This window comes from Streptomyces sp. NBC_00258 (genome assembly GCF_036182465.1).
Classification (GTDB): Bacteria; Actinomycetota; Actinomycetes; order Streptomycetales; family Streptomycetaceae; genus Streptomyces.
On record NZ_CP108081.1, the window covers coordinates 1,697,271 to 1,710,791 of the forward strand.

Below are 13,521 nucleotides of genomic sequence, written 5' to 3' on the forward strand. Positions count from 1 at the left end.
CCGCCTTTCTCAATCGGTGAGTTGGCTTCCGACCACCGACACGAAGGAGACGCATTCGCCCGGTCCGCCGCCCAGGTTGTGGGTGAGGGCGAGCGAACGCCCCTCGGCCAGCGTCCGGACCGTCCGCTCCGGCGGTGCCTCGCCCCGCAGCTGGAGCCAGGCCTCGAACATCATGCGCAGGCCCGACGCGCCGATGGGGTGACCGAAGGCCTTCAGTCCCCCGTCCGGGTTGACCGGCAGTGAGCCGTCCAGGTCGAAGGCCCCGCTGGTGACGTCCTTCCAGGCCTGGCCGCGCTCGGAGAAGCCCAGGTCCTCCATCAGCACCAGTTCCGTGGGCGTGAAGCAGTCATGGACCTCGGCGAGGGCGATCTCGGCGCGCGGGTCGGTGACTCCGGCCTGCCGGTAGGCCTCCTGGGCGGACGCGACGACCTCGGGGAAGGTGGTGAAGTCGTACTCCGGGTCGAGGAGGCCGTCCGCGGGACCGGCGACGAAGGACAGCGCCTTCACGAAGACGGGCCTGTCGGTGTACTTGTAGGCGTCCTCGGCCCGTACGACGATCGCGGCGGCCGAGCCGTCGGAGACCCCCGAGCAGTCGAACACCCCCAGCATGCCCGCGACGATCGGTGCCGACCGGATGCGCTCCAGCGGCACTTCCCTGCGGTACTGGGCGCGGGGGTTGCGGGCGCCGTTGAGGTGGTTCTTCCAGGCGATGCGGGTGATGACGTCCTTCAACTCCTCTTCCGACAGGCCGTACTTGGCGGCGTAGGCGGGGGCGAGGAGGGAGAAGTTCGCGGGGGCGGTGATCTCGCCTCGGCTGTCGTCGCCCGCGCCCGGCATGGTGGTGCCCGAGAGGCCGGACATCCCGGAGTCCTTGAGCTTCTCCACACCGACCGCCATGGCCACGTCGTACGCACCCGAGGCGACCGCGTAACAGGCGTTGCGCAGTGCCTCGGAGCCGGTGGCGCACATGTTCTCCAGGCGGGTGACCGGCTTGTACTGCAGGTGCAGGGGCCTGCTGAGGGTCAGTCCCGAGACTCCCGACGCCTGGGTGCCGAGCCAGAACGCGTCGATGTCGTCGAGGGTGATGCCGGCCGAGGTGACGGCCTCGCCGACGGCGTCGATCAGCAGATCGTCGGCCGAGCGGGTCCAGTGTTCGCCGAAGGGCGTGCAGCCCATGCCGACGATCGCGACCCGGTCCCGGATTCCGTGCGAACTCATCCGTGTGTCCCCTCGGTCTCGCCCGTGCGCACCGGCCGGGCCTTCCAGAAGTAGTTGTGGACGCCGGACGCGGTGACCGTGCGCCGGAACGTCATCTCCACCCGGGCACCGATGACGGCGTCGGCCTCGGTGGCGTCGGTGAGCTGGCAGCGGAACCGGCCGCCGCCGTCGTAGTCGACGACCACGACGAGCATCGGCGGACTCGGAGTGTGGGCCAGGCGGTCCACGGTGAAGGTGGCGACGGTGCCGCGTACGTGCTCCATCGGCTCGTCGGTCATGGCGTCGACACTCCGGCAGGACGCGCAGACCCGGTCCGGGGGCAGATGCCGGGTGCCGCACTTCTCGCAGCGGGAGGCGACGAAACCGTACTTCCAGCCGCCCCGCCGGTGCGCGGGCGGGGCGTAGGGCGGCTCGGGGTCCGGCCTGCGGGGCGGCTCCCGGTCGAGGAGCCCGCGCCAGGAGAGGTACGTGGCGTAGGGCAGCGGTTCGCCGCCCGCCGCGATCTGGGCGGCGACCGGGCGGGCGCCGCGGTGCGTGGTCAGCGCCTCGGTGGTGCGCAGCAGGAGTACGCCGGCTCCGTCGCCGAGGACGACCAGCGCGATGGTCTCGCCGGGGCGGGCACGGTCGAGGACGTCGGCGAGGAGCAGCCCGGGCTGGGCGGTGCCCGCGTTGCCGATCGCCCCGGTGAGGTCAGGGGTCACTGCCTCGGGGCGCACCCCTGCCGTGCGCCGCACGGTCGCACAGGCCCGCGCATGCAGTCCGGAGACCACGAAGTGGTCGATCGCACCGATGTCCAGGCCGGCCTGGTCGAGTGCAGCGCCGAGCGCCTTGCCCGTCAGGGACACGTAGATCTCCTCGGCGAAGCGCTCCTCCCAGACACGGGAGGTGGACGAGCCGGGCAGCCGCCAGCGTTCGAGGATCTCGTCGCTCACGGTGTCGTGGGCGAGCAGTTCCGCGATGACGGGTGCCCCGTTGCGGTGGCCGCCGAAGACGAACGCTGCCGCGCCGTCACCTCCTGCGATCTCCTCGCTGCCGCCGGGCAGGCCGGTGCGCAGGTCGGAGAGGACCGTCAGGGTCGGGACCGGGGAGCGGGCGGCGGTCACCAGGGCGCCGAGGCCCGAGCGGACGGAGCCGGCCATGTCGGCGGCGAGGACGTGCTCGTCGAGGCCGAGCGCGGCGTGCACGGCGGTCGCGTTGGTCTTGTCGAGGTAGGCGGGCGCGGCGGTGGCGAGGAAGAGCTGCCCGATGCGGGGACGCAGACCGTCGACGGCCAGGGCTCCGCGGGCGGCCTCGACGGCCATGGAGGTGGTGTCCTCGTCGTAGCCCGCGACCGCCCGGGTTCCCTTGCCCGCCCGGGTGCCCAGTACCGCGGCGACATCCGTTCGCGCGAGGCGGTGGTACGGCACGTACGCGCCATATGCGATCAGTCCGGCCATCAGCGTCCTCCAAGAGCGTTGAGCGCGTTGTGTGCGTGCGTCGGCCGTTCGAAGACCGCGGCCAGGCCCTGCCCGCCGCCGAGGCACATGGTCTCCAGGCCGTAGCGGGCCCCTCGGCGGTCCAGTTCGCGCAGCAGGGTGGCGAGGATGCGGCCGCCGGTGGCTCCGACGGGGTGGCCCAGCGAAATACCGGAGCCGTTGACGTTGAACCGCTCGAAGTCGGCCTCGGTCAGGGCCCATTCACGGGTGCAGGCAAGGACCTGGGCGGCGAAGGCCTCGTTGAGTTCGATCAGGTCCATGTCGGCGAGCTTCAGTCCCGCCCGTTCCAGCGCCCTGGCCGTGGCGGGCACCGGTCCGATGCCCATCGTCTCGGGAGGCACGCCCACGACGGCCCAGGAGACCAGGCGGCCGAGCGGGCGCAGGCCCAGTTCGGCCGCGCGCTCGGGGTGGGTGACGACACAGATCGAGGCGCCGTCGTTCTGCCCGCTGGCGTTCCCCGCGGTGACGGTCGCCTCGGGGTCCTGCCGGCCGAGCACGGGACGCAGCGACGCGAGCTTCTCCAACGACGAGCCGGGGCGCGGGTGTTCGTCGGTGTCGACGACCGTCTCGCCCTTCCGCGTTCGTACGGTGACGGGCACGATCTCGTCGGCGAACCGGCCTTCGCGCTGGGCCGCGACGGCCTTCTCGTGCGAGCGCTGGGCGAGTAGGTCCTGCTCCTCACGGGGGATGCCGTACGCGCGCCGCAGGTTCTCGGCGGTCTCCAACATGCCTCCGGGAACAGGGTGGTTGGCACCGCCGGACGTGACCCGGCCGCGGGCCAGCCGGTCGTGCAGCGTGGTACCCGCGCCGCGTACTCCCCAGCGCACGTCGGTGGTGTAGAACTCGGCCTGGCTCATGGACTCCACACCGCCGGCCAGCACCAGGTCGCTCGCACCGGTCTGCACCTGCATCGCCGCGGTGATGACCGCCTGCAGCCCGGAGCCGCAACGGCGGTCGATCTGGAGCCCCGGCACCTCCACGGGCAGGCCGGCGTCCAGGGCGGCCACACGGCCGATGGCCGGGGCCTCGCCGTTGGGATAGCACTGGCCCAGCAGGACGTCGTCGACTGCGGCGGGCGGTACACCGGTGCGTTCCAGCACGGCGCGTACGACCGTGGCCGCGAGCTCTGCCGCCGTCACGTCGCGGAAGACGCCTCCGTAGCCACCGACCGGGGTACGCAGGGGTTCGCAGATCACCGCGTCACGCAAGAGGGCGGGCATCCGTCGTGCCTTTCATGAGGGGTACGGGCAGGAGGGGGCGGGTCGAGAGGTGACCGGTCAGGAGGGGGACCTGGCACGGAAGGGACGAGGTCACATGTACCGGCCGCCGGTCACCTCGACCACGGCTCCGGTGACGTAGCTCGCCATGTCGGAGGCGAGGAAGAGGACGACCTGGGCGACCTCGGCGGGTTCGCCCGCGCGGGCCAGGGGGATCTCGGCGAGTTTCGCGTCCCAGGCGGCCTGGGGCATCGCCTCGGTCATCGCGGTGCGGATGAGGCCGGGCTGCACGGCGTTGACGCGGATGCCGGCCCGGGCCAGTTCCTTGGCGGACGCCTTGGTGAGGCCTACGAGTCCGGCTTTGGCCGCGCTGTAGTTGGTCTGCCCGAAGTTGCCGACCTTGCCGGCGATGGAGGAGATGTTGACGATGCTGCCGCCCTGTCCGTGGGCGCGCATGGCCTCGGCGGCGTAGCGGGTGCCGTTCCAGGCTCCGGTGAGGTGGACGTCGACCACTGCACGGAAGTCCGCGAGGGCCATCTTGCGCAGGGTCGCGTCGCGGGTGATCCCGGCGTTGTTGACCATGACGCCGACCGGTCCGAACACGTCGGTGCCATGGGCGACGAGGGCGGCCACCTCGTCCTCGTCGGTGACGTCGCAGCGCAGCGAGGTGGCGGCCACGCCGTTCTTGGCGAGGTGTTCGGCGGCCTGCGCCGCGGCGTCCTCGTTGATGTCGCCGATGACGACGGACGCGCCCGCGCCGCCGAGCACGCCGGCGATCTCGAAGCCGATGCCCTGTGCTCCGCCGGTGATCACGGCGTTCCTGCCGTCCAGCAGTCCCATGTCAGCCCGCCCTGGCTCGTCGCTATTCCTCTTAAATAGATAACCTATTACACTGAAACAATCAATACCGCGATGGGTCGGCCAAGCGCAGGAGGCACTGCAGGTGGACATCACCTATCCCCCGGAGACCGAGGCGTTCCGCACCGAGGTCAAGGCGTTCCTCGCCGATGCCCTGCCCGCCGGCTGGAAGGGCATCGGCGCCCTCGACGAGGAGGCCGCCTGGGCCTTCGCGCGCGACTGGCGCCGACGGCTCGCCGAGCGCGGCCTTCTCTCGCTCACCTGGCCCGAGGAGTTCGGCGGTCGAGGCCTGTCCAAGCTCCACCAGGTCGTCCTGATGGAGGAACTGGCCCTGGCGGGCGTGCCGTTCGGTCTGCCGCAGGACACCTTCGGCGTGAAGATGCTGGCGAACACACTGCTGCGCTGGGGCACCCAGGAGCAGAGGAGTCACTTCCTCCCGCGCATCCTCAGCGGCGAGGACACCTGGTGCCAGGGCTACTCGGAGCCGGACGCGGGCTCGGACCTCGCCTCGCTCAGGACGCGCGCGGTGCGTGAGGGCGAGGAATGGGTGATCGACGGGCAGAAGGTGTGGACATCCGGCGCCCACCACAGCGACTGGATCTTCGTCCTGGCCCGCACCGACCCCGACGCCTCCAAGCACCGCGGCATTTCGTTCCTCCTCGTGCCGCTCGACCAACCCGGTGTCGAGGTCCGGCCGTTCCGCATGATGAGCGGGCAGCTCCACTTCAACGAGGTCTTCTTCAACGGCGCCCACACCCGGGCCGACCTCGTCGTGGGCGGAGTCGACAACGGCTGGACGGTCGCGCAGAGCCTGCTGGGCGTGGAGCGCGGGGAGGAGGCGGCGACCAATCCGATCCTCTTCCGGGCGGAGGTCGAACGCCTCGTCGAGCTGGCCCGCCTGTACGGCAGGGACCAGGACCCGGTGATCCGGCAGCGGATCGCCTGGTGCTGGTCCAAGGTCGAGATCATGCGCTTCCTCGGCTACCGGATCCTCACGGGCTGGCTCAAGGGCGCCGAACCCGGCCCCGAGACGTCGATCGCCAAGCTGTACTGGAGCGAGTACCACACCAAGGTCACCGACCTGGCGATGGACATCATGGGCCTGCACGGCCAGGTGCCGGTCGGGCGGCCGCCCCTGCGCACCTATCGCACCGACGATCCCGGCGCCGCGAACTCCTCGGCGTCCTGGTCGACGACCTATCTGATCGCCCTGTCCGGCACGATCTATGCGGGAACGTCGCAGGTGCAGCGGAACATCCTCGCGGAGAAGGTACTGGGGCTCCCGCGCGAGCCGAGGGCTTGATTTCGCCCCCGCCGCCCCTACCCATTCCCGTCACTTTCGGGGGCCAGCCCCCGAACCCCCCGCTCCTCAAACGCCGGAGAGGCTGAGTCTTAGCCCGTCCGGCGTTTGAGGACGAGGCCGTTCAGGCCGATAAGGGGGGTCTGGGGGCGCAGCCCCCAGGGACGGGACGGGTAAGGGCGGCGGGGGCGAAAACACACCACCTACGCCCCTCCGAACGCCTCCACCCCCGGAACCGGGCGCGGCCCCTCCCCAGGCCGCCAGCCCGCGTCGAGCTTGCGCAGGCCCACCCCGTCCGGCGCCCAGATGTGGCAGCTGTTCAGCACACCCGCCGTGGAGCGCGGATCGTGGGACCGCTCACCGGCGTCACGGCGGCGCGCGTTGGCCGAGATGGCCGCCTGGACGACGGCGGGGCCGAGGACGCGGGCCAGCTCGTAGAGGTGCGAGCACCCGGACACCCCGCGGAACCGCTCCTGGATCGCCCGGTTGTACCCGGCGGCGACACTCAGCCCGACGAGTCCGTCGAAGACCGGGGTGATCAGCGGACACTCGGCATGCGGGAACGTACGCATGTCCGCGTCGGCGTGCACCACGACCATGTCCGCGAGGCGGACACGCACTCCGAGCACCATCCGGTGGACGACATGCGCCGGCACCTCCGCCCTGGGCCGCTCGTCACAGAGCACCGCCTCGACCGAGATCTCGTCCCCGTCCTCCTCGTGTGCGGTCACGGTGATCGTGCGCCGGTGCAGCGGCAGTTCGGCTCGCGTCATGACGAGGCCTCCTCCCGGAGTTCCGAGGATGTCTCCGGTGCCGATGGCGGTGCCCCGAGCGCCGCGAACTCCGGCTGTCGGCGTTCGATGAAACTGCGTACGCCCTCGCGATAGTCCGGGGCGCGCTTCGCCGTGGCGAGCAGCGCGGCCGCGCTGTCGCGGCTCTCGGTGAAGCTCCTGGACTGGTCGTCGGCGAGTTGCCGCTTGATGAGGGACATCGCGTACGGGCTGGCCGAGGAGGCGAGTCGGGTCGCGTACGCGATGGCCGTCGGGAGCAGTTCCGCCGGCTCGACCAGGCGATTCACCAGGCCCATCGCCAAGGCCTCCGTACCGGTGATCCTGCGCGAGGACAGCAGCAGATCGCTCGCGTTCCCGTATCCGACGAGCCGGGGCAGGATCCACGACACGCCGTCCTCCGCCACCAGGCCGCGCGCGCTGAAGGCGGCGGCGAACTTGGCGCCCGGTACGGCGAACCGCACGTCACACATCAGCACCTGGTTGAACCCGATGCCGGCGCAGGCGCCGTTGACGGCCGCCACGAGGGGCTTCGGGAAGGACATGGGCCTCGTGCGCGGCGGCAGCTCACCGGTCGGCCACGGGCTCGCGCCGGAGGACGCCCCGTCCAGCACACTCATGTCCATGCCCGGACAGAAACTGCGCCCCGCCCCGGTCAGCACGACGGCCCGAACCGCCGGATCCGCCTCGGCGCGGTCGAACAGCTCGTTGTAGAGCAGCTCCATCTCCAGCGTCCAGGCGTTGTGCCGCTCGGGCCGGTTCAGGGTGAGGATCATGACCCCGTCGTCGGTCAGCTCGGTGAGGATCACCGGGGTCGGGTTCTCGGTCATCGAGGTCACTCCCACGGGCCCGTGTTGGATTTATAGCTAGATGAATCATCTATATACCCACCGACGACCCAGGCGCCAGACCAAGTCCCGCATGGACAAGATCACTCACCTCTTGACCTGGTACCCTCGATGCACTAAGACGATTCATTTTGCTATATGAGGAGCCCACCGTGGCTGAGGCAGCCCGCGCAGAAACGCCGATCGTGCCCGCTCCCTCCCGCGGCCCCGTCGGACGCCAGGTGCGCGTACCGAAGACGGCCGAACTGGTCGCCGGACACCTGCGCCGCCAGATCGTACGGGGCGAGCTGAAGCCCGACGACGCGCTGCCGCCGGAGTCGGGGCTGATGGAGCAGTTCGGCATCTCGCGGCCGACCCTGCGCGAGGCGTTCCGCGTCCTGGAGTCGGAGTCCCTGATCACGGTCCGGCGCGGAGCGCACGGCGGTGCCCGGGTGAGCGCGCCCGACTCGGACGTCGCAGCCCGCTTCGCCGGCCTGATCCTGGAGTACCGCGGCGCCACCCTCGGGGACGTCTACCGGGCGGCGGCCCTCATCGAGCCGCCGTGCGCGCGCCAGGTCGCCACCAAGCACACGGCGGACGACATCAAGCGGCTGCGCGACGCGGTGGCTGCCGAGAAGGCCGTCCTGGACAGCCCCCTGGCCCTGGTGGACGCGCAGGACGCGTTCCACGCCCTCCTGGTCGAGCTCACCGGCAACCAGACCCTGATCCTCCTCTGCGGCATGCTGCGCAACATCATCGACCGGGCCAACGCCTCGTACACCGTGGCCGCCACCGATGCCGAGACCCAGAAGACACAGGCCCTCAAGGGGCACCGGGCGCACGTCCGGCTGGTCGGCCTGATCGAGGCCGGCAAGGCGGACGAGGCCGAGAAGCTGTGGCAGCGCCACATCTCCAGCGCCGACGACGTCGTCAACGCACTGGGCCCCAAGACGGTCCTTGAGCTCATCGACTGACCATCTCAACACCCGCCTCTCATCCTCCCTTGCGTTCTCCAAATAGTTAGATAATTATAGGAGGCGTACTGAATGGCTTCAGGGTGGAGGCGACGGCCATGGCCGAACAGCGCAAGCGGATCTTCGACTGCGACCAGCACATGTACGAGGAACGGGACTCCTTCACTCGCTACCTCCCGAAGGAGTTCCTCGGCCAGGCAGTGGCGCCGGTGACCCTGCCGGACGGCCGTGAGGTCATCCTCGCCGGGGACCGGATCGTGGTCTGTCTGGAGCCCGAGTTCGGGCAGGTCTACCGGCCCGGCTCGCTCAAGGAGATGCTCAAGGCGATGGCCTCGGGCAACCCCGACGAGACGTACCAGTTCGAGCCGATGCACGAGTCGTACCAGAACCGCGAGGCCCGGCTGCGCGTCATGGACGAGCAGGGACTGGACCAGACGATCATCTATCCGGGCGGCTGGGCACTCGTCGCCGAGGAGTACGTGCAGGGCGTCGAGCCGCTCTACGCCAACTACCACTCGTTCAACCGCTATATGAACGAGGTGTGGGGCTTCAACCACAACGACCGCATCTACTCCCCCGCCCTGCTGTCCCTGCGCGACCTGGACAGTGCGGTGAAGGAGCTGGAGTTCGTGCTGGAGCAGGGCGCCCGGTTCATCATGCTGCCGACCGGCCCGCAGTACGGCCGCTCGCCCGGGGACCCGTACTTCGACCCGTTCTGGAAACTGGTCAACGAGGCCAAGGCCAGCGTCTGTTACCACATCAGCGAGTTCTACTACAACTCGAACGTCGCCCCGGCCTGGGGCCACGACGCGAGCCCGATCCACTTCCGGATGTCCGCGTGGCAGTGGATGAACACCTACGGCCAGCGCCCCATCGAGGAGACGCTGTCGGCGCTGATCTTCGACAACCTCTTCGGGCGTTTCCCCGACATCAACGTCCTGGTGTCCGAGTTCGGCGCCGAGTGGGTGCCGCACTTCGTCCGCCACATGGACAAGAGCCGCGGCATGGGCCGCAACGGCCCCTGGATCGGCGGCCAGTTGGACGAGCGCCCCAGCCAGGTCTTCCGCAAGCACATCCGCGTCGTGCCCTACCCGGAGGACGACATCCCGAGCCTGGTGAAGCGTCTCGGCTATCACGAGTCCATCGTGATGGGCTCGGACTTCCCGCACGCCGAGGGCATCGCCAACCCGGCCGACTACCGCAAGCTCCTCGCGGAGCTCGACGAGTCGGTCCAGGACGACATCATGTACAACAACGCACAGCAGCTGATCAGCCGTTGAGACTGGCAGTACCCACTGAGTGGGCCCGGTACCGAAGGTCGGTACCGGGCCCACTCAGTGGGACATGCGACGCGGAGAGCCAGGCCGCGCTCAGTCGACGAGATCGGCCGCGAGGTTCGCCAGGTTGGTGAGCAGGGCCGTCCCGCGCCGCGAGTGGTCGTAGCCCGCGAGCGGGTAGCCGTTGCTCAGACAGGCGAAGGACAGACCGGACTCCGGGTCCATGAAGCCCAGCTGGTACGCCGCGCCGGCACTGCCGAAGAGCAACGGCGAGCCGGTGGAAGGCAGTTGGCTGCCCGCATCCGGACCGGCCACGGTGACGAACAGCCCCACGCTCGTACGCCGCCCGCTGCCGCCCCCGTAGATCTGTTCGCCGTGCGGGTGCCCGGTCAGGCGGATCCTGGTGCCCTCCGCCACCGCTTCCGGCTTCCACAGGCCCGAGTGCTCCAGCGCCTGGAAGTACAGGGCGACATCGGCGGCGGTGGCGACCAGCGCGTGACTCGGCTCGCCGGCCGCGAGCACACGCGGGTCGGACAGGTACCACGGTCCCCAGGGGTCGGGCTCCTGGTCGTCGTCCGTGCGGTCGGTGGCGATCATCGGGGCGACGGTGGCGGGCTGTCGGTCCACGGGGACGCCGAGTTCGATCGAGGACAGGCCCAGCGAGCGGGCGATCCGCTCGTGCAGGTAGTCGGCGAAGGCCAGGCCCGTACGCCGCTCGACGATCTCGGCGATCAGCCAGGCCGCCGAGGTGAGGTGGAACTGGAAGCGGCTGCCCGGCGGGTAGTCGAGCCGCCAGCGGCCGAACGCGGCGAGCCTCTGCTCGCGGTCGAGCATCTTCGGGTACCCGAGCGGCGCGAAGGGGAAGCCGGCGGTGTGTGTGAGGACGTGCTCGACCGTCACCTCCTCCTTCCCGTTCGGTGCGAACTCCGGGATGATCGCGGCGACTTGCTCACCCACGTCCAGCAGCCCGTCGCCGATCAGTTTCCACACGACGCCCGCGACGATCGACCGTCCGACGGACTGCAGGACGTACCGGGTGTCGGGACGGGCGTCGCCCCAGGTCTCGAAGGCCACCAGCCGACCGCCCCGGGCGACGGCGACCTGCGCGGACGGCAGCGGTCCGTGATCGACCTCCAGCCGGATCCTTCGCAGCAGTACGTCGAGCCGGTGCGGGTCGACTCCGACGGTCTCCGGGGCGACGACGGAGTGGTCAGGCGTCATGCGAGTCTCCCTTGCTCACCGGCGGTTCCCGCAGGCCGCGGCGTACGACCTTGCCGTTGGCGTTGCGCGGCAGCTCGTCCACGAACCACCAGCGGACGGGCACCTTGAACCCGGACAGGCGGTCGCGGGCGTACTCCCTGAGCAGCCCCGGTTCCGGTGGGTCGTCACGGTCGGACGGTACGACGAAGGCGACGACGGTCTGGCCGAGCCGGTGGTCCGGCGCGCCGGCGACCGCCACGTCCGCGATGCCGGGATGCGAGGCGAGGACCGTCTCCACCTCCAGCGGGTGGACGTTCTCGCCACCTCGGATGATCATGTCGTTTCGTCGGCCGGACAGGTAGAGGTAGCCGTCCTCCGAGACCCGGCCCAGGTCGCCGCTGTGCAGCCAGCCCTCGGCGTCGACGCGGAAGAGATGGTCGGCACGGGCGTGGATCTCGCCGACCCCGTCCGGCCCGGCGTCCCGGACCCGCAGTTCGACGCCCGGGGCGGCCCGTCCGACCGACCGCAGCAGTGCGGTGTGCCCGGCGACCGCCTCACGGTGGTCCTCGGGGGTGAGCACGCTGATGGGCGAGCCCTCCGTCTGACCGAACATGTTGAGCATGCGCACGCCGGGCATCGCCTCGTACGTGCGGCGCAGTGTGCCCGGACGGATGGGCGCGCCGCCGTACTGGAGGACGCGCAGCCCTTCGTGGCGGGCCTGACCTGCCCCCAGCAGCGTTTCAAGCATCGCGGGGACCATGCTGGTGTGGGTGGTGCCGAGTTCCCGCAGCAGGGCCCAGCCCTCGACGGTGAAGCGCGGCAGGCCGGTGATCAGCGCGCCGGCGGCGAGGGCGACGGCGATGTTGCCGAGGCCCGCGATGTGGTGGAAGGGCGCGCTGCCGCCGTAGAAACTGTCGGGGTCGAGCGCGCAGAGCCGACCGTTGACGCCGGCACGGGCTGCCAGACGTCGCTGCGTCATGGGGACGGGTTTGGGGATGCCCGTGGTCCCGGAGGTGTGCAGGACAGCGGCGAGCGCGTCGGGCTCGGCCGTCAACGCCCTTCCGCTCGGGCGCAGTTCGGGGACGACGACGGCGGGGCAGCCGACCAGTTGACCGACGCGCTCACCGAGTTCGGCGAACTCCGGCTGGGCGAGGAGGAGTTGGGACCCCGATGCCTCTACCACCGCCGCGATCTCGTACGGGGTCGCGCGGACGCCGAGCGGGGCGAGCGGGTGGCCCGATCCGGCGCCGCCGATCACCAGCGCGAGGGCGTCGGCAGAGGTGGCGATCAGCGCGGGCACAGGCTCGCCGGGGGCGAGGTCGAGCGTGTCGAGCAGGTCGGCCGCGCCGCCCGCCCGGTCGAGGAGTTCGCGTCCTGTCCAGCTCACGTCGTGGAACCGGACGGCGGGGCGCGCGTGGTCGTAGGCACGGCTCACCATCGCGGTCCAGGTGGGTGCCGCTACGGCCTTCAGCGCGCCGGCCACCGGATCAGGGCTCCAGCCGGGCCGCCGCGGTACCGGTGACCACCTCGGCGCCGTTCTGGTTGACGGTGCGCACGGAGAAGTGGGCGACCGGTCCGGCCGGGGTGTCCTCGACGGACTCGACGGTCGCCGTGGCCGTCAGGGTGTCCCCCGGCCAGACCTGGGCCTTGAAGCGCACGCCGAAGGTCAGCAGTGACTCGGTGCCGACCCAGTCGGTGAGGACCCGGCCGGTCATGCCCATCGTGAGCATTCCATGGGCGAACACGCTGGGATACCCCGCGACCTCGGTGGCGAACCTCTCGTCGGTGTGCAGCGGGTTGTAGTCGCCGGACGCGCCCGCGTACTGCACGATCCGGGTGCGCTTCAGGTCCTCGACCAGCACGCTCCTTCTGGTCTCGCCGACCTTGATGCCGTCTGCGCTCAGCCTCATCGGGCGTCCTTCGGGGTTGCGGGGCCCTCGGGCACGACGGCCACGGTCCGGGCGCTGACGACGGGTTCGCCGGCGGCGTCCCGGTACTCGGTGACTCGCTCACTGAACAGCAGGCGGCCGGTGCGGCCCTGCTTCTCCCAGCTGCGTCCGGTGACGGTGGTCGCGTACAGGGTCTCCCCCGCGCGCACCGGGCGGTGGTACTCGAAGTGCTGCTCGGCGTGCAGCCCGCCGCCGCCTTCGGGCATCACCCCGGGACCGCCTCCCGATCCGAACCACTCCGCGCCCGGCCTGGGCCGCAAGTGGTGGTCCGGGTCGTACTGGGCGCTCGCCATCGTGAACGTGGGCGGCGCGAGTGCGGTCTCGCCCCGGTGGGCCTGGGTCTCGTCGCCGATGGCGCGGGCGAACATCATGATGTGCCCGGCCTCGACGGGGAACGGCTGCCCTGTCATCGTCAAGTCTCCTCGGTCGGTACGGCGG

The 13,521-nt window shown here is 70.7% G+C and carries 13 protein-coding genes; 3 read left to right on the forward strand and 10 right to left on the reverse strand.

The window, feature by feature from the left end; all coding sequences use genetic code 11:
* Positions 1-9 precede the first annotated feature (9 nt).
* From OG718_RS07950 to fabG, 4 genes are all read right to left on the reverse strand, one after another.
* The gene (locus OG718_RS07950; RefSeq protein ID WP_143641730.1) at positions 10-1,218 is read right to left on the reverse strand and encodes an acetyl-CoA acetyltransferase; all 1,209 of its coding nucleotides are present in this window, start codon (positions 1,216-1,218) and stop codon (positions 10-12) included.
* Complete coding sequence (locus tag OG718_RS07955; RefSeq protein WP_328843741.1) at positions 1,215-2,654, reverse strand: OB-fold domain-containing protein; 1,440 nt, start codon at positions 2,652-2,654, stop codon at positions 1,215-1,217. The genes OG718_RS07950 and OG718_RS07955 overlap by 4 nt, the downstream gene beginning before the upstream one ends.
* On the reverse strand, positions 2,654-3,913 hold the full coding sequence (locus OG718_RS07960) for an acetyl-CoA C-acetyltransferase (RefSeq protein ID WP_328843742.1): 1,260 nt from the start codon (positions 3,911-3,913) through the stop codon (positions 2,654-2,656). The genes OG718_RS07955 and OG718_RS07960 overlap by 1 nt, the downstream gene beginning before the upstream one ends.
* A gap of 90 nt (positions 3,914-4,003) precedes the next feature.
* Positions 4,004-4,750, reverse strand: a complete 747-nt coding sequence (gene fabG / locus OG718_RS07965; RefSeq protein ID WP_143641728.1) for a 3-oxoacyl-ACP reductase FabG — start codon at positions 4,748-4,750, stop codon at positions 4,004-4,006.
* Between the two features lie 103 nt (positions 4,751-4,853).
* Between fabG and OG718_RS07970 the strand changes: the two genes are divergently transcribed.
* Entirely contained in the window at positions 4,854-6,071 is a 1,218-nt protein-coding gene (locus OG718_RS07970; RefSeq protein ID WP_328843743.1) for an acyl-CoA dehydrogenase family protein, read from the forward strand.
* Positions 6,072-6,271: 200 nt separating this feature from the next.
* Here the strand turns inward: OG718_RS07970 and OG718_RS07975 are convergent, their stop codons facing one another.
* Positions 6,272-6,841: a DUF2889 domain-containing protein gene (locus OG718_RS07975; protein ID WP_143641726.1), complete on the reverse strand. Its 570-nt coding sequence runs from the start codon at positions 6,839-6,841 to the stop codon at positions 6,272-6,274.
* Positions 6,838-7,686 carry an enoyl-CoA hydratase-related protein gene (locus tag OG718_RS07980; protein ID WP_328843744.1) on the reverse strand — a complete coding sequence of 283 codons (849 nt, stop codon included), beginning with the start codon at positions 7,684-7,686 and terminating at the stop codon, positions 6,838-6,840. Before OG718_RS07980 ends, OG718_RS07975 begins: the two co-directional genes overlap by 4 nt.
* A 170-nt stretch (positions 7,687-7,856) precedes the next feature.
* On the opposite strand from OG718_RS07980, the gene OG718_RS07985 reads away from it, so the two are divergent.
* The gene (locus OG718_RS07985; protein WP_143641724.1) at positions 7,857-8,657 is read left to right on the forward strand and encodes a FadR/GntR family transcriptional regulator; all 801 of its coding nucleotides are present in this window, start codon (positions 7,857-7,859) and stop codon (positions 8,655-8,657) included.
* Between the two features lie 98 nt (positions 8,658-8,755).
* Entirely contained in the window at positions 8,756-9,937 is a 1,182-nt protein-coding gene (locus tag OG718_RS07990) for an amidohydrolase family protein (RefSeq protein ID WP_143641723.1), read from the forward strand.
* A gap of 90 nt (positions 9,938-10,027) precedes the next feature.
* Here OG718_RS07990 and OG718_RS07995 read toward each other — a convergent pair whose 3' ends face one another.
* The 4 genes from OG718_RS07995 to OG718_RS08010 are packed head-to-tail and all read right to left on the reverse strand — an operon-like array spanning position 10,028 to position 13,493.
* Positions 10,028-11,155: a serine hydrolase domain-containing protein gene (locus tag OG718_RS07995; RefSeq protein WP_328843745.1), complete on the reverse strand. Its 1,128-nt coding sequence runs from the start codon at positions 11,153-11,155 to the stop codon at positions 10,028-10,030.
* Entirely contained in the window at positions 11,145-12,617 is a 1,473-nt protein-coding gene (locus OG718_RS08000) for a class I adenylate-forming enzyme family protein (protein WP_143641721.1), read from the reverse strand. Before OG718_RS08000 ends, OG718_RS07995 begins: the two co-directional genes overlap by 11 nt.
* 4 nt (positions 12,618-12,621) lie before the next feature.
* Positions 12,622-13,044: a MaoC/PaaZ C-terminal domain-containing protein gene (locus OG718_RS08005; protein WP_143641720.1), complete on the reverse strand. Its 423-nt coding sequence runs from the start codon at positions 13,042-13,044 to the stop codon at positions 12,622-12,624.
* Entirely contained in the window at positions 13,041-13,493 is a 453-nt protein-coding gene (locus OG718_RS08010; protein ID WP_328843746.1) for an FAS1-like dehydratase domain-containing protein, read from the reverse strand. The genes OG718_RS08005 and OG718_RS08010 overlap by 4 nt, the downstream gene beginning before the upstream one ends.
* Between the last annotated feature and the right edge of the window lie 28 nt (positions 13,494-13,521).

What these genes read in the sequence shown, in the direction of transcription:
- OG718_RS07980 (WP_328843744.1), bottom strand. Translation starts at nt 7,686, where the DNA reads ATGACCGAGAACCCGACCCCGGTGATCCTCACCGAGCTGACCGACGAC.
- OG718_RS07955 (WP_328843741.1), bottom strand. Translation starts at nt 2,654, where the DNA reads ATGGCCGGACTGATCGCATATGGCGCGTACGTGCCGTACCACCGCCTC.
- fabG (WP_143641728.1), bottom strand. Translation starts at nt 4,750, where the DNA reads ATGGGACTGCTGGACGGCAGGAACGCCGTGATCACCGGCGGAGCACAG.
- OG718_RS07950 (WP_143641730.1), bottom strand. Translation starts at nt 1,218, where the DNA reads ATGAGTTCGCACGGAATCCGGGACCGGGTCGCGATCGTCGGCATGGGC.
- OG718_RS08005 (WP_143641720.1), bottom strand. Translation starts at nt 13,044, where the DNA reads ATGAGGCTGAGCGCAGACGGCATCAAGGTCGGCGAGACCAGAAGGAGC.
- OG718_RS07975 (WP_143641726.1), bottom strand. Translation starts at nt 6,841, where the DNA reads ATGACGCGAGCCGAACTGCCGCTGCACCGGCGCACGATCACCGTGACC.
- OG718_RS07995 (WP_328843745.1), bottom strand. Translation starts at nt 11,155, where the DNA reads ATGACGCCTGACCACTCCGTCGTCGCCCCGGAGACCGTCGGAGTCGAC.
- OG718_RS07990 (WP_143641723.1), top strand. Translation starts at nt 8,756, where the DNA reads ATGGCCGAACAGCGCAAGCGGATCTTCGACTGCGACCAGCACATGTAC.
- OG718_RS07960 (WP_328843742.1), bottom strand. Translation starts at nt 3,913, where the DNA reads ATGCCCGCCCTCTTGCGTGACGCGGTGATCTGCGAACCCCTGCGTACC.
- OG718_RS08010 (WP_328843746.1), bottom strand. Translation starts at nt 13,493, where the DNA reads ATGACAGGGCAGCCGTTCCCCGTCGAGGCCGGGCACATCATGATGTTC.